The organism is Pandoraea sp. NPDC090278 (assembly GCF_044772185.1).
Lineage (GTDB): Bacteria > Pseudomonadota > Gammaproteobacteria > Burkholderiales > Burkholderiaceae > Pandoraea.
The window spans coordinates 153,800-172,068 of the sequence record NZ_JBIVYJ010000003.1 but is presented as its reverse complement, the minus strand read 5'-3'; the positions used below and the strand labels follow the sequence as shown (position 1 = coordinate 172,068).

16 protein-coding genes and 1 riboswitch are annotated in these 18,269 nt (G+C 64.6%); of the genes, 7 read left to right on the top strand and 9 right to left on the bottom strand.

Going from position 1 to position 18,269, the window contains the following annotated elements; translation table 11 throughout:
- Positions 1–48: 48 nt before the first annotated feature.
- A riboswitch (ZMP/ZTP riboswitch) is annotated at positions 49–156 on the bottom strand.
- Positions 157–187: 31 nt separating this feature from the next.
- Positions 188–1,198, bottom strand: a complete 1,011-nt coding sequence (locus ACIQWO_RS13180) for an NAD(P)-dependent alcohol dehydrogenase (RefSeq protein ID WP_402825351.1) — start codon at positions 1,196–1,198, stop codon at positions 188–190.
- Positions 1,199–1,327: 129 nt separating this feature from the next.
- On the opposite strand from ACIQWO_RS13180, the gene ACIQWO_RS13175 reads away from it, so the two are divergent.
- Complete coding sequence (locus ACIQWO_RS13175; protein ID WP_402824352.1) at positions 1,328–2,260, top strand: LysR family transcriptional regulator; 933 nt, start codon at positions 1,328–1,330, stop codon at positions 2,258–2,260.
- Between the two features lie 49 nt (positions 2,261–2,309).
- On the opposite strand, the gene ACIQWO_RS13170 is transcribed toward ACIQWO_RS13175, so the two are convergent.
- The 7 genes from ACIQWO_RS13170 to ACIQWO_RS13140 form a co-directional block, all read right to left on the bottom strand.
- A complete protein-coding gene (locus ACIQWO_RS13170; RefSeq protein WP_402824349.1) occupies positions 2,310–3,164 on the bottom strand; it encodes a hypothetical protein in 855 nt (284 codons plus the stop codon).
- A 78-nt stretch (positions 3,165–3,242) separates the two neighbouring features.
- A complete protein-coding gene (locus ACIQWO_RS13165; protein WP_402824346.1) occupies positions 3,243–3,752 on the bottom strand; it encodes a hypothetical protein in 510 nt (169 codons plus the stop codon).
- Between the two features lie 197 nt (positions 3,753–3,949).
- A complete protein-coding gene (locus ACIQWO_RS13160) occupies positions 3,950–4,531 on the bottom strand; it encodes a DJ-1/PfpI family protein (RefSeq protein ID WP_402824343.1) in 582 nt (193 codons plus the stop codon).
- 165 nt (positions 4,532–4,696) lie between these two features.
- On the bottom strand, positions 4,697–5,962 hold the full coding sequence (gene boxA / locus ACIQWO_RS13155) for a benzoyl-CoA 2,3-epoxidase subunit BoxA (RefSeq protein WP_402824340.1): 1,266 nt from the start codon (positions 5,960–5,962) through the stop codon (positions 4,697–4,699).
- A gap of 57 nt (positions 5,963–6,019) precedes the next feature.
- Positions 6,020–7,447 (bottom strand): benzoyl-CoA 2,3-epoxidase subunit BoxB, encoded by a 1,428-nt coding sequence (boxB, locus tag ACIQWO_RS13150; protein WP_402824337.1) that lies wholly within the window; start codon positions 7,445–7,447, stop codon positions 6,020–6,022.
- Positions 7,448–7,544: 97 nt separating this feature from the next.
- On the bottom strand, positions 7,545–9,200 hold the full coding sequence (gene boxC / locus ACIQWO_RS13145; protein ID WP_402824334.1) for a 2,3-epoxybenzoyl-CoA dihydrolase: 1,656 nt from the start codon (positions 9,198–9,200) through the stop codon (positions 7,545–7,547).
- Between the two features lie 112 nt (positions 9,201–9,312).
- Positions 9,313–10,227, bottom strand: a complete 915-nt coding sequence (locus tag ACIQWO_RS13140) for a helix-turn-helix transcriptional regulator (RefSeq protein ID WP_052252576.1) — start codon at positions 10,225–10,227, stop codon at positions 9,313–9,315.
- Between the two features lie 118 nt (positions 10,228–10,345).
- Between ACIQWO_RS13140 and ACIQWO_RS13135 the strand changes: the two genes are divergently transcribed.
- From ACIQWO_RS13135 to ACIQWO_RS13120, 4 genes are all read left to right on the top strand, one after another.
- Positions 10,346–10,816 carry a DUF4863 family protein gene (locus ACIQWO_RS13135; protein WP_402824331.1) on the top strand — a complete coding sequence of 157 codons (471 nt, stop codon included), beginning with the start codon at positions 10,346–10,348 and terminating at the stop codon, positions 10,814–10,816.
- 42 nt (positions 10,817–10,858) lie between these two features.
- The gene (locus ACIQWO_RS13130) at positions 10,859–12,445 is read left to right on the top strand and encodes a 3,4-dehydroadipyl-CoA semialdehyde dehydrogenase (protein WP_402824326.1); all 1,587 of its coding nucleotides are present in this window, start codon (positions 10,859–10,861) and stop codon (positions 12,443–12,445) included.
- Positions 12,446–12,648: 203 nt separating this feature from the next.
- Positions 12,649–14,220: a benzoate-CoA ligase family protein gene (locus tag ACIQWO_RS13125; RefSeq protein ID WP_402824323.1), complete on the top strand. Its 1,572-nt coding sequence runs from the start codon at positions 12,649–12,651 to the stop codon at positions 14,218–14,220.
- Between the two features lie 14 nt (positions 14,221–14,234).
- Entirely contained in the window at positions 14,235–15,056 is an 822-nt protein-coding gene (locus ACIQWO_RS13120; RefSeq protein ID WP_402824320.1) for an alpha/beta fold hydrolase, read from the top strand.
- Between the two features lie 109 nt (positions 15,057–15,165).
- On the opposite strand, the gene selD is transcribed toward ACIQWO_RS13120, so the two are convergent.
- Positions 15,166–16,263: a selenide, water dikinase SelD gene (gene selD / locus ACIQWO_RS13115; protein ID WP_402824317.1), complete on the bottom strand. Its 1,098-nt coding sequence runs from the start codon at positions 16,261–16,263 to the stop codon at positions 15,166–15,168.
- A 196-nt stretch (positions 16,264–16,459) separates the two neighbouring features.
- On the opposite strand from selD, the gene ACIQWO_RS13110 reads away from it, so the two are divergent.
- Positions 16,460–17,608: a transglutaminase-like domain-containing protein gene (locus tag ACIQWO_RS13110; protein ID WP_402824315.1), complete on the top strand. Its 1,149-nt coding sequence runs from the start codon at positions 16,460–16,462 to the stop codon at positions 17,606–17,608.
- Between the two features lie 61 nt (positions 17,609–17,669).
- Entirely contained in the window at positions 17,670–18,269 is a 600-nt protein-coding gene (locus tag ACIQWO_RS13105; protein ID WP_402824312.1) for a TlpA family protein disulfide reductase, read from the top strand.

Genomic DNA, 18,269 nt, shown 5'->3' with positions numbered 1-18,269 from the left:
CGTCTTCCTTTGTGCTTCGGAAGACGATGACAGGGCAGCACCAACCATCACGGCTGCCCAGGCGAACGGCAAATAAGACCCCGGCGCTTCCCGGTGGGTTGCTCCACCTCGGGCACACAAGGGTGTGGGCCCTAATCGCCAGTCACGCGGGGTTTGTGGCGTCGATAGTTTATGCGAGCTTGGGACGTTAGGCAACTGACCCGGAGACGCGCACCACCACCTTGCCGAACGCCCCGCGACGCAAGTGCGACAGCGCCTCGGCGGCATCCGCAAAGTCGTAGACGGCGTCCACCACCGGCGTAATACCGTGGCGGTCGATCATCGCACCGAGCGCCTCCAACCCCTGCCGGTGCCCCACCCCGATGCCCTGCACATGCGCCCGCTTGAGCAGCACCGGATAGACCGGAATTTGCAGGGAATCCCCGCCCAGCGTGCCGATCACGGAGATTTTGCCGTTGGGCGCGAGCGCCGCCATCGTCTCGCGCATGTCGCCACCGGCCAGTTCCAGCACCTGTTCGACGCCCCGGCCTTCGGTGAGTCGACGGACCTCGTCCGCCCAACCTTCCCGGCGTTGGACACCGTGCGTCACCCCCAGCGCCGCCGCGCGGGCCAGCTTTTCCTCGCTGCCGCTCACGACGATGGCCTTTGCTCCGTGAGCAAGCGCCAGTTGCGCACCGAACAACGCCACACCGCCGGTGCCGATGGACAGCACCGTCTCGCCGGGCACGAGCTTGCGGCCGGTCCCGAACAGCGCAAACCAGGCGGTGAGCCCGGCACACGTCAGCGTCGAAGCAGCCACGTCGTCAAGCGTGGACGGCGCGCGCACCAGCGCCGCCTCGTCGAACACCGCGTACTCCCGAAGTACACCCTGCAAGGTGCCGCCGAAGATCTGCAAACCGGCCGGGGCTAGTTCCCCCTCGCTCCAGCGATCCCAGAACGTGTTGACGACGCGCTCGCCCACACTCACGCGCGTTACGCCTGTGCCCACGGCCACCACTTCCCCCGCCATGTCCGAACCGGGCACGAACGGGAACGTCACCGGCAATCCCATGCCGGTGTCGATCATGAGGGCATCGCGATAGTTGAGCGACACCGCATTCACTTTCACGAGCACTTCGCCCGGCCCGGGCGTCGGGACTTCCCCGGTCGCCAGCTTGAGCGAGGCTTCGCCCAGCGTCGTCATTTGCCATTGCTGCATCGTTGTCATTGCCAATTTCCTCGTCGACGTTCTCAAAACGGATATCCCGGCAAGCCGGGTGGACAAGGATCAGCTTATTGGAGAATACTTCGAAGCAGTGATGGCAATTTATCTACTGATTGGCGACTTATGAGAACCAATGAGACCTACACACCCGACCGGCTTTCGGGCATCTCGGCGTTCGTCGCGGCGGTCGACGCCGGGAGCTTTGCGGGCGCGGCCGAACGATTGCATCTCACCCGCTCGGCTGTCGCCAAACGCATCGGTCGGCTGGAGGCGCGGCTGGGCGTACGCCTGTTCCACCGCACCACCCGCAGCCAGCACCTCACCGGCGAAGGCCAGACGTTTTACCAGCGTTGCACGAAGGTGCTGACGGAATTGTCCGAGGCAGAAGACGAGCTGAGTGCCGGTTCGCAGACGCCGATGGGCAAGCTGCGCGTGACGATGCCCGTGCACATCGGGCGGCAGTGCATTGCGCCTGTCTTGCTGGCGCTGGCGAAGACGCATCCGCAGTTGCGTCTCGAGATGGCGTTCTGCGACAGCCGCATCGATCTGGTGGAAGAAGGCTACGATCTGGCCGTACGGAGCGGGCGGCTCGACGACACACCAGGACTCAAGGCGCGCTCGCTTGGCGAACAGACGATGATGCTGTGCGCGTCCCCTGCCTATCTGGCGACGTACGGCACACCGCAGACGGTCGACGATCTCGCCGGTCACGAATGTCTGATGTACGGACGCGCGGGCAATCTGTATCGATGGCCCACGCCGATGATGCCCGCCGACGGACCGCATCGCTCGCCGCGCTTCATCCTCGACGATCTGATCGCGCTCGTGGAAGCTGCCGAGCAGGGGCTTGGCATCGCGTGCATGCCGCACTGGGTCATCATGCGCGCGATCGCCGACGGCACGCTAGTGCGCTTGCTGCCGCAGATTCGCGTGCCGGGCACCCCGTTACATCTGGTCTGGCCCGACACGCGGCATCCGTCTCCCAAGCTGCGCGCCGCCATCGATACGCTCGTGAGCGCCGCACCGGCACTGCTGGGGATGCCGACGACGGCTTGAGAGTCAGATGACGTTCAGACCACGATGCGTCTGACGCCACCGCCTGTAATTAACGCCGCCCCGCACACAGGAACGGCGCCTGCCGAGCATCAACCGCCCTGGCACGCGTGTCATACATGTGCGCCCAGGTTTGCGCAGCCCACGTGCCGCCGAGGCGTTCCACCAGGTGATCACGCCGAGCCAGCAGCCGGGTCACGAGCGCATCCGGTTCACAGCACGCGGCGGCAGCGCCGGGCGAAGCGCCGCACGCCGCGTCCCCAGCCCTCGCCACCGCATGCGCGCTTTGCGCCCACGGCCGAATGTCCAGCGCAGAAATCCGGCCCAGCCGGTAGGCCATTTCGGCCGCCAGCGCACGCACACCGACCGGATTCTTCAATTCGTCCTGCACTGTCTTGTTCGACGCCTCGCACGCGAGCCCCTTCAGGCGACGGACAAACGGCGCGTACTGATCGCCGTACGGAAATTGCGAGAGATCGGTGAGCGAATTTGGGGCAAGCGCGGCGCTGAAGTCCGCTGCGTCGCGCCGAAACGTCGACGTCAGTGCGGGCAATGACGGCACCGCGTTGCGCTGACCGACCGCCGCGTCGTAGCTCTTGTCTTTGGTTAGGCCCTGAAAGCCCAGGTGAAGGCACGCGTCGAAGTCGAGCGACATCGCGTAAGGCAGGTCGTTTTTGTCGCGCCAGACACCGATGTTCTCCATGAAGACGTTGCACAGATCCCAGTTGCCGAGCCAGAGCGCTGCTATGTAGTGGCGTTCGAGCGCACATTGATAGACGTCTGGCAGCGCGTGACAAAGCTGATGGCGCATGGCGTTGCGACGCGCCAGCGCATCAGCGTACCCTTTCGCCGCGTCGCCGCTTAGTGCATGGAACGGCACGCCGTTGGATGCCACGAGTTCCGCCATCTGCCGCCCTGCCGCCGTCGCCTCGTCCCTCGCCCTTTGCAGCCGGGGGACGTCGGAGCCGTCGACACCGCTTATCCCTTACAAGACCCGCCACGCATCGTCGCTCTCCAGCCAGTCGCCGAGATCCTGATAGCGGGACAGAAACGTCGTCGCCAGATAGACGCGCGCCGGGTCGCGCGTGCCGTCGAACGCCTGCGAACACCCGTGCACCAGCGCTGCCGTCGGCGTCGCGAGTCCCACCGCACCGAAGAGTCGCGACGCCAGCCATGCCTGCGCGGCATGCCCCGCGCTCGGGCACGCCTTGACGACGTACTGAGGCATCTCCGCGTGCGGCGTGAGCGACATGAGGGTGGCCGCGCCCGTGCTGCCCATCGGCATGGCATCGATCACACGTGTGGCGTTGGAGAAATCGTAGGGACCGATATCCGGCAATGACGCACCACTGCCGTCGTGCCCGATGACCGCGCCGAAGAGGCCCTGCGGCCCGGCTTCCGGCAACAAGTCGGCGCGCCCGGTGGCGTCGCCGGTTAGCGTGTCGTGGCGGCGGTGATCGATGTCACTGTGAACGAGGAAAGTGTTGAGCTGCATCGCGACGCTCCCTGGTCGTGGCAGGGGGCCGAGACGTGTGCGGACGCCGGTCTCCCCGGTTGAGACCGGCAATCTTGCTGCGGCGTCGGGCAGCCAGCTTTCGAAAATGAGGCAAGATCGGACGAATCCGCCGCGCGTCTGCGGCAACGACCGCAGCGGCGGCGACGTCCTATCGGAGGTCCTGCACTACGGCTGCATTACAGCTCGATTTTCGTGCCGAGCACGGCGAGGAACTGTGCGATCCACGCGGGGTGCGCGGGCCACGCCGGGGCGGTGACGAGTTTGCCGTCGGTATGGGCGTCGTCGATGGCGATTTCCATGTACTTTCCGCCAGCCAGACGCACTTCCGGCGCACATGCCGGATACGCTGAGCACTCACGCCCTTCGATCACACCGGCGGCCGCAAGCAACTGTGCGCCGTGACAGATCGCGGCAATCGGCTTGTCGTTCTCGGCAAAGTGGCGCACGGCGGCGAGCACCTGATCGTTGAGCCGCAGATACTCGGGGGCGCGGCCGCCGGGGATCACCAGCGCATCGAAGTCCGCTGGCGAGAGGCCGTCGAACGTCGCGTTGAGCGTGAAATCGTGACCGCGTTTCTCGCTGTAGGTCTGATCGCCTTCGAAATCGTGAATCGCGGTACGCACCTTGTCGCCCGCCTTCTTGCCAGGACAGACGACTTCCACGCGATGCCCGACGGCCATCAGCGCCTGCACCGGCACCATCAGCTCGTAGTCTTCGACGTAGTCGCCCGCCAACACCAGAATCCGCTTCTTGCCCATGTGACTCTCCGTTCAGAGAAAAAATGGAAGGGAAACAGCCCCTCCATGTTACTCAATTCCGGTGACGCACTTGAGACAGCATCGAACAGCATCGGGGCAAAAAAAACCGCGAGCCGAAGCACGCGGTGTTAAATCGGCGCAAAACGCCGTCGGTCAATCGATTCGTCAATAGGTTTCCAGATGCAGACGCCCTTCCGTCTTCATCCGTTGCCATAGCGTCTGCCAGTCGAGACCGGCTTCACCCGCGATGGTCTGCAACACTTGCAGCACACCGTCCTCCATGCCTTTCAACCCACAGACATAGATGTACGTATGCTCGTGCCGCAGCAGCGCCGCCACATCGGCCGCCCGCTCGCGCATCGCATCTTGCACGTAACGCTTGGGGCTTCCCGGCGTGCGCGAGAACGCGAGATTGGTATCGATGAAATCCTTCGGCAGATTGAGCAGCGGACCGAAGTACGGCAACTCGCCTTGCGTGCGCGCACCGAAGAACAGCATCAGCTTGCCGGTCGCGCCCTTCATGCGGCGACGTCGGCGGTATTCGGTCATGGCGCGCATCGGTGCCGCGCCCGTGCCGGTGCAGATCATCAGAAGATGCGAGTCGGCGTGGTTCGGCATCAGGAACGTGCTGCCGAATGGCCCCATCACGTTGACCACGTCGCCCTTCTTCAGGTCGCACAGATAGTTCGAGCACACGCCACCCACCGCCTGTCCCTGATGGTCCTTGGTCACACGCTTCACCGTGAGCGCCAGGTTGTTGTACCCCGGACGCTCCCCATCGCGCGGCGACGCAATCGAATACTGACGCGCATGATGCACACGCCCGTCCGCCGTCGTGCCCGGCGGGATGATGCCGATGGACTGCCCCTCGAGCACCGGGAACGGTTGCTTGCCGAAGTCGAGCACGATGTGATGGATATCGCTCTCGGTACTCGCGTCCGTCACGCGATAGTTGCCGACCACAGTGGCCTGCACAGGGGCCTTGTGGTTATAGAGATTGACGTACGGCTTCGCAGCGGACCACGGCGGCACGACCGAGCCGCGCACCAGATCCGAGCCACCGATGACGGGCTCCGACGCATCGGCGGAGGCACCGGACGCACCGCCCACCGCGCCCTCCGACGCCTCGCCAATCGTGCCCTGCCCGGCGAGCGCGTCGTCTTGCACGGGCAGTTCGTCCCACGTGAGCTGGTCGTCGACGGGGTAGGCCTCGGCTTTGAGCACGTCGCGCCAGTTGTCGATGGCCCCCGTCGGGCACGGCGAGATACACGCCATGCACCCATTGCACGTGTCCGCGCGCACGACGTAGTTGTTCTCGTCATGCGTGATCGCGTCGATCGGACACGTCTCCTCGCAGGTGTTGCAGCGAATGCAGATCTCCGGATCGATCAGATGCTGCTTCAGGACTTCGACCGGAACGGGGCCGTTCATGATGCTGTCTCCTTGTGGGGATGGCTCTTGCGGCCTTTCCAATAACTTGGCAATGACTTAGTTGAAACGCACGTACTCGAAATCGATGGGCTGACGGTTGATGCCCAACGGAGGCGGCGCAATCCAGTTGGCGAACTTGCCCGGCTCCGTCACACGGCCCATGAGCGACGCCACATACGCACGGTCTTCCGACGTCGGCAGCCATTCGCGTTCATGCGCGGCCAACTCCGTCTCGCTCACCACACGACCGTCCGGCGACACGCGCACGCCTGCAAACGTACCGATCTGACGATTGAACGCCTTATGCGGCACCGTCAGACGGAAGTCGATCCCGGCCTTCTCCAGCACCTTGTTCCAGCGATTCACACCGGCGACCGAATCCTTGATGTAGTCATCGCGCAGCACTTCGTTCATCGCGTTGAGCATCGGCACTTCACGCTCCACGAGCTTGCCGTTGTCGACATCGAGCAAACGGTACATCTGACCGTTCAGTTGATGATCGTCGTCGCGCTTGCTCTCTTCATAGCGACCCTTGAGGCCCGAGCTATAGAAGATCGCCGCGTTCGACGACTGGTCCGCGCCGAACAGATCGATCGTCACGGAGTAGTGGAAGTTGATGTAACGCTGGATCGTCGGCAGGTCGATAACGCCCGCCGCGCGCAGCTTCGAGACGTCATCCGTCTTCAGTTCGTTCATCACCTGCGCCGTGCGCGCGATCACACGCGACACGCCCGACTCGCCCACGAACATGTGGTGCGCTTCTTCCGTGAGCATGAACTTGGTGGTGCGGGCCAGCGGATCGAAGCCCGACTCGGCCAGTGCGGACAACTGGAACTTACCGTCACGATCCGTGAAGTACGTGAACATGTAGAACGCGAGCCAGTCCGGCGTCTTCTCGTTGAACGCACCGAGAATGCGGGGATTGTCCTCGTCGCCCGAGCGGCGGCCGAGCAGCGCTTCGGCTTCTTCACGGCCGTCGCGGCCGAAGTAGCGATGCAGCAGGTAGACCATCGCCCACAGGTGACGGCCTTCTTCCACGTTCACCTGGAACAGGTTGCGCAGGTCGTACATCGACGGTGCGGTCAGCCCGAGGTGACGCTGCTGCTCGACCGAAGCCGGTTCCGTGTCGCCCTGCGTGACGATGATGCGGCGCAGGTTCGCGCGATGCTCGCCCGGCACTTCCTGCCACGCGGCTTCGCCCTTGTGCTCGCCGAAGTGGATCTTACGATCCGAATCGCCCGGCGTGAGGAAGATGCCCCAGCGGTAGTCCGGCATCTTCACGTGATCGAAGTGCGCCCAGCCGCTCGGATCGACGCTCACAGCCGTGCGCAGATAGACGTCGAAACCATGCGAGCCCTCCGGTCCCATGTCGCCCCACCAGGACAGAAAGTTCGGCTGCCATTGTTCGAGCGCGCGTTGCAGCGTGCGGTCGTCCGACAGGTTGACGTTGTTGGGGATCTTCTCGCTGTAGTTGATCGAAGCCATCGTGGGAATCCTCGTGTCTCGTACGTGTTCTATGGAAACGTTTGATCGGGTGCGGGGGCGAGAGCGTGACATGCGCCGCCGCACCCCTGCGAATTCGTCAGACGCGGTTCAGATCGAACTGCGCCTTGTTGCCCTTGCCGTAGACCTTGAGCGCGCCCTTCTCGCCTACCGCGTTCGGACGAATGAAGATCCAGTTTTGCCACGCCGACAGACGGCCGAAGATGCGCGTGTTCATCGTCTCTTTGCCGTTAAAGCGCAGGTTGGCTTCCATGCCGGTGAGCGCATCGGGCGACATCGCCGCACGCTCCTCGATGGCGATGCGAATTTCGTCCGGCCAGTCGAGATCGTCGACGGCGGCCGTGACCAGCCCCAGACGCTCGGCTTCGTCCGGACGCACCGGACGGCCAATCGTGGCGCGCACAGCGTCAAGCTCGGCAGCGTCTTCATAGAAACGGCGTGCGAGACGCGACTGATCGGTGACCATCGGCAGCAAACCGAAGTTGACTTCGCTCAGCGTGATGGCCGGTTCGTCTTCCTCGCTTGCCGGGAGCGCCGCCATGTACGTGCGATCAGCGGCAAAGGCGAATTCGGCGAGCGTGCCGGTGAAGCACGAATCCGGCTCGATCAACGCAAACAACGAGCGCGACGACACATCGATACGGGCGAATGTGCGACGCAGCATGCCGAGGGTCTCGCGCACGAACCAGTGATCCTGATGCGCGAGCAGCGACGCATCGGCGGCCAGCACATGCTTCGCGTCGCCTTCGGTGCGCAACAGCCACGTGCCGATGTCGAGTTCGTTGGTGCGCAGGTTGAGAATCGCGTCGTCGAGTTCGCGCGCCATCTTCAGCGGCCACCAGTTGATGCCCGCCGCTTCGATACCGGCGATGTCGCTCGGCGGCGCAGACTTCGGTGCCTTCACGGTCAGGCTTGCGGTGCGATTGGCGCGGTCGATTTCAACGTCGACGAATTCATAGCGGATGGCATCCGGCTCGTCGGTGCGTTCGATGCGCGTGAGCGTCACGCCCTTGCCACCCGGACGATGGCTGTCCTGCGCCAGTTCCTGCGCACGTGCGGCGACGGCCTGCGCGAATTGCGCGGGCTTGACCACTTCGTCGACCAGACGCCATTGCTTGGCGCGCTCGCCGCGAATGCCTTCCACGATGGTGCAGAAGATGTCGGCGCGGTCGTTGCGCACATGACGCTTGTCCGTCAGACGCGTCAGACCGCCGGTGCCCGGCAGCACGCCCAGCAGCGGCACCTCCGGCAGCGCGACCGACGACGAGCGGTCGTCCACCAGATAGATCTCGTCGCAGGCCAGCGCCAGCTCGTAACCGCCGCCAGCACAGGCGCCGTTCACGGCGGCAATAAACTTCAGGCCCGAATGACGGCTGGAGTCTTCGAGACCGTTACGCGTTTCGTTGGTGAATTTGCAGAAGTTGACCTTCCACGCATGCGAGGACAGGCCAAGCATGAAGATGTTCGCACCCGAGCAGAAGACACGGTCCTTGGCGCTCGTGACCACCACCGTCTTCACTTCCGGATGTTCGAACCGGATGCGCTGGATGGCATCGTGCAGTTCGATGTCCACACCCAGATCGTACGAATTGAGCTTGAGCTTGTAGCCCTCGCGAATACCGCCGTCTTCCGCGATGTCGATGGCGAGCGTGGCCACCGAGCCGTCAAAGGTCAGCTTCCAGTGCTTGTACTGCGTGGGGTCCGTACGGTAGTCGACGTGGGGTTTGCCGAACATGATTGCCTCCAACTCGAATAATGATCTTGTTGAATTGCAATATAGTGCAGCACAAACCCACCGTCAACCGTTTACCCAAATAAAAATGAATTATTTTGCAGAATGCTTCCGATCAATCGGATGACAACTGCACTGCCAGGCGTCCACGCAGTTGCAGATAGGCGTCCGCGAGCGCCCGCCCGCCGGTGTCGAAGCTCATATCGGCCTTCGCGTAGAAGTCCTGACGCCCGGCCAGAATGCGCTTGAGGTCGTCCATCGCTTCCGCATTGCCCGACATCGGCCGAAGGTCGCCCTGTGCCACCACGCGCTTCATGTGCTCCTCGGGCGACGCTTGCAGCCACACCGTATAGCAGTGGGTCAGCAGGAAATTGAACGTGGCGGCGTCGCTGACGATACCGCCCGGCGAAGCGATCACGGCACGCGGATGCTCGGCCACCACCGCTTCCAGCGCGCGCAACTCGTAGCGACGGTAGGCGCTCGCACCATACAGAGAATAGATCTCCGACGGCGGGCAGCCCGCCAGTTGTTCGATCACGCGATTGAGTTCGACGAACGGCACGTGCATGTCGTCGGCAAGCATGCGGCCCAGCGTCGACTTGCCTGCGCCGCGCAGGCCGATCAGCGCGATGCGCCCACGCCGGTCGGGGTCTCGCTCGCTGCCCGCGAAGAGTTCGCTCAATGCCTGACGTGCGCGGGTCAGCGCTTCGCCGTCGCGGCCGTGCAGGATCTCGCGAATCAGCAGCCACTCGGCGGACGACGTGGTTTCGTCGCCCACGATTTCGGCCAATGTGCAATTTAGTGCCTGTGCGAGCTGACGCAGGAACAGCACGGAGGCGTTGCCCACGCCCGACTCCAGATTGGCGACGTGACGCTCGGAGACTCCGGCATCCAGCGCCAGCGCCTTACGGGTCAGGCCGCGACGGGCGCGCAGCGTCCGAACCCGCTCGCCCAGTGCGACCAGGAACGGGTCTTTCTCGCCAGCGCCTCGCGCCGTCGGCACCCCATCGGCTTGCGCACTCTTATTCATCGGATGAGATCCTCGAAGCAGGTAACATGTAATATATTGCTTGACAGCCAAATTTGCATGCTCTAATTTTCACCATGCGTCAGTAAAAAAGCAAACACGACGTCCCCAGGAGACATGGATGGATGTGCCCCAATTTCAGGCGCTGATCGCCGACGTGACACGTCAGCTCGACGGTCGCCCGCTAGACAGCTCGCTCGCCGACTGGCTCAACGCCAACTACGGCGCGGGTTCCCCAGGTTACGAAACCCTCATCGACGCCTGCCGCACCGGTGTGGCCGAGGGCTGGCTGTGCAATCGCGAAGGCGGCGGCATTCGGTACGGGCGCGTCATCAAGCCCACGCCCGACACGCACGGCTTTTCCGTGGACGTCGTCGACATGGCCGATCTGGCCGGACCGCACCACGTGCATCCCAATGGCGAAATCGATCTGATCATGCCGCTCACGCCGGGCGCGACTTTCGACGGGCATCCCGCCGGTTGGTGCGTGTACGGCCCGGGCACCGCACATCGGCCGACGGTCGCGAGCGGTCGTGCCCTCGTGCTGTACCTGTTGCCCGAAGGCGCTATCGAATTCACGCGCAGCGCCTGAGACCGGCGCGCCCCTTCTTTCCTGCCTGATTCATTTCGGTTGATGGATATGAGTACCCCTGCCTTGCTGGAAAACTACGTCGCTGGCCAATGGGTGGCCGGTGGCGGCGAGCGCACCGCGCTGACCGATCCCGTGACGGGCGACACGCTCGCCTTCGTTTCGAGCGCCGGTCTCGATCTCGACGCCGCGTTCGCCTTCGCGCGCGACACGGCTGGCCCGGCGCTGAGGGCGCTGTCGTACGGCGAACGGGCGCAGCGTCTCTCGCAGATCGTCGCCACGTTGCAGGCGAATCGCGACGACTATTACGCCATCGCGACAGCCAACTCGGGCACGGTCGCCACCGACTCCGCTGTCGACATCGACGGTGCGATTTACACGCTGTCGACCTACGCGAAGCTAGGTGCGTCGCTGGGCGATGCGCACACGTTGCTCGACGGCGCGGCCCTGCCGCTCGCCAAAGACGCCTCGTTTGCCGTGCGTCACGTCTTCCGTCCAACGCCGGGTGTCGCCCTCTTTATCAATGCGTTCAACTTCCCCTCGTGGGGTCTCTGGGAGAAGGCCGCAGGTGCGCTGCTGGCGGGCGTGCCCGTCATCGTCAAACCCGCGACGTCGACGGCATGGCTCACGCAACGCATGGTGGCCGACGTCGTCGCCGCAGGCATTCTGCCGCCGGGCAGCCTGTCGGTGATCTGCGGCAGCGCCGCCGGACTGCTCGACCGCATCGGACCGTTCGATGTGGTCTCGTTCACCGGCTCGGCGGACACCGCCGCCACGTTGCGCGCGCATCCCGCCTTCACCGAACGCTCCGCGCGCATCAACGTGGAAGCCGACAGTCTGAACAGCGCCATCCTTTTGCCGGACGCCACACCGGGCACCGCCGCCTTCGATCAGTTCGTGCGCGAAGTCGCGCGCGAGATGACGGTCAAGTCGGGGCAGAAGTGCACGGCGATTCGTCGCGCGATGGTGCCGGTCGAGCATTTCGACGCGGCGGCGGCCGCCATTGCCGAGCGACTGGCGAAGACCGTCGTCGGCAACCCGCGCAACGAGACCGTGAAGATGGGATCGCTCGTGAGCGCTGCGCAAAAGCGTGCGGTGCTCGAAGGCATCGCGCATTTGCAGGCCGAAGCCGAAACGCTCTACGACGGAAATCGTGACGCCGTCTTTGTCGATGCCGACGCGAATAGCGCCTGTGTCGCCCCCGTGCTGCTGGGCCTGCGCGAGGGCGCGGCAGGCAAGCGCGTGCACGACACTGAGGTCTTCGGTCCGGTGGCGACGCTCGTCGGTTATCGCGATATCGAAGAAGCCGTCGCACTCGCCAAGCGTGGTCAGGGATCGCTGGTCGTCTCGCTGTTCAGCGACGACGCCATCGCCATGCGCGCGCCCGCCCTTGCGCTGGCCGACTCGCACGGGCGCGTTCACGCCGTCGATCCGTCGGTTGCGAAGACGCAGACGGGTCACGGCAACGTCATGCCGCAGTCGCTGCACGGCGGCCCGGGACGCGCCGGTGGTGGCGAAGAACTCGGTGGCCTGCGCGCGCTGCGCTTTTATCACGTGCGCTCGGCCGTTCAGGGGCCTGCCGCCCTCGTCGAAGCGCTAACGCAGGACGCCGTCGAATTGCCAAAGTCATAACGTCGTAAAGACGTCGCAGATTTATGCCGATGGCGGTCACAGCCCCCGCTATCGGCACCGTTTTACGCCAGCCGTAGAAGTCGCAAGCCGTCGCAGTCAAGGTGATTCAAAGAGGCGCCATCAGAGCGCTGAATAGAACTCACGCCACGCGTGCCGCGCCCGTTGGAGTGCGCTGTGCCGCATGGTGATCCACCGGAGGCAACATGGAAGCCGTACTCACCCCACCGCCAGCGAACTTCAACTTCGCTGCGCATCTGGAGGCGCTCAACCGCGAGCGCGCTGCCAAGACTGCATATCTCGACGACACACGCTCGCTGACCTATGGCGAACTGGCCGAGCAAAGCCGACGCTTCGCCACCGGCCTCACGCGCGCGGGCGTTCATCGCGAAGAACGCATTCTGCTTGTCATGCTCGACACCATCGATCTGCCCATCGCGTTTCTCGGCGCGCTGTATGCAGGCGTGGTGCCGGTCGTCGTGAACACGCTGCTCACGGCCGACGACTACGCGTACATGGTCTTGCACAGCAAGGCGCAACTCGTGATCGCCTCCGGCGCACTGATGCCGACGGTGCAGGCTGCCCTCGACAAGGTCGCCGAGGCCGGATCGCCGCCGCCTTGCATCGTCTCGCAGCCGATTGCGGCCGAGACCGATGGCGCGAGCGCGTTGCCGACCTTCGACGCACTTCTCGATGGCCCGCCCAGCGCCCTGCCCGTCGACACCGCAGGTGACGACATCGCGTTCTGGCTGTACTCGTCGGGCTCGACCGGCAAGCCCAAGGGCACGGTGCATACGCATGCCAATCTCTACTGGACGGCAGAGACGTACGGACGCAACGTGCTCGGCATTCGCGAAGACGATGTCGTCTTTTCTGCTGCCAAACTGTTCTTCGCGTACGGCCTCGGCAACGGCCTGACGTTCCCGCTGTCGGTCGGCGCAACCATCGTGTTGATGGCAGAGCGCCCCACGGCGGAAGCGGTCGCGAAGCGGCTGCGCGAGCATCGCCCGACGATCTTCTACGGCGTGCCGACGCTCTACGCCACGCTGCTCGCCTCGCCACATCTACCGGCACGCGCCGACGTGGCGCTGCGCCTGTGCACGTCCGCGGGCGAAGCGCTGCCGCGCGAGATCGGAGAGCGCTTCACCGCGCACTTCGGTGCGGAGATTCTGGACGGCATCGGCTCGACCGAAATGCTGCACATCTTCCTGTCGAACCGCGCGGGTCAGGTCGCCTATGGCACGACCGGCGAACCGGTGCCGGGCTACGCCGTGGAGTTACGCGACGAGAACGGTCAGCCGGTGCCCGATGGCGAAATCGGCGATCTGTACATCAAGGGGCCGAGCGCCGCACTCATGTACTGGTGCAACCGCGAGAAGTCGCGCTCGACCTTCCTCGGCGACTGGCTCAAGAGCGGCGACAAGTACCAGCGTCTGCCCAATGGGTATTACGTCTATGCGGGACGCAGTGACGATATGCTCAAGGTCAGCGGCCAATACGTCTCCCCCATCGAAGTCGAGATGGTGCTGATGCAGCACGACTCGGTATTGGAGGCAGGGGTCGTGGGACGCGACGACAACGGCCTGACGAAGACACAGGCGTTCGTCGTCCTCAAGCCGGGGCTGGTCGCCACGGACGCGATGGCGACCGAGTTGAAGGCCTTCGTCAAGGCGCGCCTCGCGCCGCACAAATATCCTCGCGAGCTGGTGTTCGTCGACGATCTTCCGAAGACCGCCACGGGCAAAGTTCAGCGCTTCAAGCTGCGCGAGATGCTTTAGGAGACGTAACAACGATGTCGGACGTACAGTTCGCAAAGATCGAGACGCCCTCGCACGGTGCGCTCTCGCTGGAGTATCGATGGATCAACCGTGAGCGCACCGACGCGCCGCTGCTGGTATTTCTGCACGAGGGGCTTGGCTCCATCGCCATGTGGAAGGACTGGCCGCAGCAGTTGTGCGACGCGGGCGGCTATCGCGGTCTCGTGTTTTCACGCAACGGCTATGGCCGCTCGACGCCGCGCCCGAAGGATGAGAAGTGGCCCGTCGACTTCATGCACCGTCAGGCGCGCGAAGTGCTGCCCGCGTTTCTCGATGCGGTCGGTGTCGGTGCGGAGCAAGCAGACCGCGTGTGGCTCGTCGGTCACAGCGATGGCGGCTCGATTGCACTACTGTTCTCGGCAGCGTTCCCTGACCGGTTGGCAGGTGCGGTCGTGATCGCACCGCATCTGTTCGTCGAAGACGTCTCTGTCGAGAGCATCGCAAAGACGAAGACCGTCTACGAGACGACGGACCTGCGCACGAAGCTGGGCCGCTATCACGAGGATGTCGACTCGGCCTTCTGGGGCTGGAACGACATCTGGCTGAATCCGGCGTTCCGCGACTGGAATCTGGTCGGTGCGGTGGCCACCATCTCGACACCATTGCTCGCAATTCAGGGCGAGGACGACGAGTACGGCACGATGGCGCAGATGGAGAGCATTGCCGCGCACGTGCCGCACGCGAAGGTGGTGAAGCTGCCGGACTGCGGACACTCGCCGCATCGCGACGCACCGGCACCGCTCGGCGAAGCTATCGTCGCGTTCATTGGCGCACAGGTACAACGTCAGGCGGCGTGATCGTCACGGCTGACGTCTGACGTCACAGGAAACTAAACGGGCGCTCTCCGAAGACCGGAGAGCGCCCGTTGTGGTTTCACGACAGCATGTAGACGACAGTTGCGGTTCGTCAGATGACGCGCACGCCCGGTGTGCCCGGGCGCATCGCGCCCACGATCCCGGCCGCGTCGAATCCGTCGGCACGGAAGACGGCGAGGACGTCGTCCACCGCGCCCGGTGCGCACGAGACCAGCAGGCCGCCAGCCGTCTGCGGATCGCACAACAGATCGCGGTCGCGTTCCGTGATGCGCTCCCCAAGCTCCACCGACTTGCCGTACGACGCCCAGTTGCGGCCGGACGCGCCGGTAATGCATCCCTTGTCGGCCAGTTCGCGCACGCCGTCGAACAGCGGCACATCCGACATGCGCAGATAGGCGGCGAGATTCGCGCCGCGGCACATTTCCAGCGTGTGGCCGAGCAGACCGAAGCCGGTCACGTCGGTCAGCGCATGCACGCCGGGCAGCGCGGCGAGCGCCGGGCCGACGCGATTGAGGCGCGTGGTGGCGTCGATCATGCAGCGGTAGCCCTCGTCGTCCAGTTGATTCTTCTTGAGCGCTGCCGACATCACACCGACGCCGAGCGGCTTGCCGAGCACGAGCACGTCGCCTGCCTGCGCATCGGCATTGCGTTTGAGTCGCTTCGGATGCACCACGCCCAGCGCCGCGAGGCCGTAGATCGGCTCGACGGAATCGATGCTGTGACCGCCCGCAATCGGGATGCCCGCTTCGGCGCAGATCGACTCGCCACCGCGCAGAATCTCGCGGATCGTTTCGTGCGGCAATACGTTGATCGGCATGCCGACGATGGCCAGCGCGAAAATCGGCTTGCCGCCCATCGCGTAGATGTCGGAGAGTGCGTTGGTCGCGGCGATACGGCCAAAGTCGAACGGATTGTCGACGATGGGCATGAAGAAGTCCGTCGTCGCAATGATGGCCTGCTCGTCGTTGAGCTGATAGACGGCGGCGTCGTCGGACGTTTCGGTGCCCACCAGCAACGCGGCCGGGGCGGGCAGCGGCGCCTCGTTGCGCGCCAGCAATTCGGAAAGCACGCCCGGCGCGATCTTGCAGCCGCAGCCGCCGCCGTGCGAAAGCGACGTCAGACGCGGCGGTGGTGCCGACGATTGCGCCGCCGTATGATCACCCACTTGAGTTGCTTCGTTTGCAGTCATGGTCGTTGGTGTTCGTTTTCCTTAAGTCGACGTATTATGAAGCAGCTTTGCGCCGTCGCCATGTCCCGAAATGACTGTGGCCGACATCCGACGGTGTCATGCTACCGCTTCACATCGTCCCTGCATGGGACGCCACCGCATCGCATTGCCCTAACCACCATGCGCCGTGAGCGCTGAAGCCAAAGGGGTCTACATCATGCAACGCCGCCGCTTCCTGTCTCTGGGCGCTTACGCCCTCCCCGCCTCGTTCCTGTCCTCGTCGCTGCTCCCGGGTTACGCCCACGCAGCCAAGTCGTCGACGCAGACGCCCAGCGCCGCCGATGGCTGGCGCACGTTCGAGCTGACAACACAGGTCGACCTGCCCGCTGGCAACGGCCCGGCGAACGTCTGGCTGCCGGTGGCGACGTCTCCGTCGGGGGCCTATCAGCAAGCGCTCGGCACGCACTGGGACGCCCCGGACGCCAAGGCCGAGTTGCGCATGGTGCGCGGTGCGTCGGGTATCGGGGTGCCGATGCTCGCCGTGGCATGGCCCGAGGGGGGTGCGCAGGACGCTCGCAGCGTCACCCTGACGAACACCTTTGCGACACGCGATCGCATAGTGGATCTGTCGCAGCCGCCGTCGGCCAATGCACCGCGCGAATCGGCGGCGGTGCTGCGTCAGTATCTCCAGCCGACAGAACTTCAGCCGACCGACGGTCTCGTGCGCGAAACTGCCGAGAAGATCACGCGTGGCGAGAAGGGCGACGTGGAGAAGGCGCGCGCCATCTATCAATGGATCGTGGAGAACTGCCGTCGCGAAGGCTCGGTGCGCGGTTGTGGCACGGGCGACGTGCGCTACATGCTCACGACCGGCGACCTCGCGGGCAAGTGTGCCGACATCAACGCGCTCTTTACGGCGCTGGCACGCTCCGTGGGGATTCCCGCGCGCGACGCTTACGGTGTGCGCGTGGCGACCTCGCGTCATGGCTTCAACAGTCTGGGCAAGGCGGGGGACGTTACGCGCGCCCAGCATTGCCGCGCCGAGTTCTACGCGGCCGGTTACGGCTGGGTGCCGGTCGATCCGGCGGATGTGCGCAAGGTCGTGCTCGAAGAAGTGCCGGGAGGTCTGCCGGTCGACGATCTGCGCGTTCGCGCCGCGCGTGCGATGCTCTTCGGTCAGTGGGAAATGAACTGGGTCGCGTTCAATCACGGTGCGGACATTCCGCTGCCCGGCGCGCGGGGTAAGCCTGCAAGCACCGTACCGTTCCTCATGTATCCGAACGGCGAAGTGGCGCGCGCTCAGCTCGACAGCCTGAATCCGGATACCTTCCGCTATCGCATGAACGCCCGAGAGATCACCGCCTGATCGAGGCCATCGACACCCGCCACGGCGTGACCGTCACACGCCAATGAAGGAGCGCATCGCCATGCAACGTCGACACTTTCTTCACACGCTGGGGGCGCTCGGCGCTGCCGGTGCATTAGGGGCCACCGGCTCCAATGCGCTCGCGGCGGGACCGGTCAAGGGTTCGACGGAGGTCGACGACAGCGCGCTCGCCGGAACGTCCGGCGGCACGCTGTCGGCATGGCGCGGCGCGACACCGGCGTTCTCGCTCGACGGTCTCGACGGCAAGACGTACTCGCTGTCGCAGTATCGCGGGCGCGTCGTCATCGTCAACTTCTGGGCGACGTGGTGCGGGCCTTGCCGCGAGGAGATTCCGGCGATGGGGGCGGTGGTGCGTCAGTACCGTCAGCGCGGCCTCGCCCTGCTCGCCGTCAACTACAAGGAACCCGCCACGACGGTGAAGCCCTTCGTCGACAAGCTCCCCATCGACGGCACCGTGCTGCTCGACACCGATGGCGCGGTCTACAAACGCTTCGGCTCGCTCGGCCTGCCCGCCACGTACCTCGTCGATCGTGCGGGCAACGCGCGCTTCTGGCGCATGGGCGAACTGGACTGGAGCGACGTCGGGCTGCACGGCCACATCGAAGCGCTGGTCGCGCAGAAGGCTGGCACGTCAGCTTAA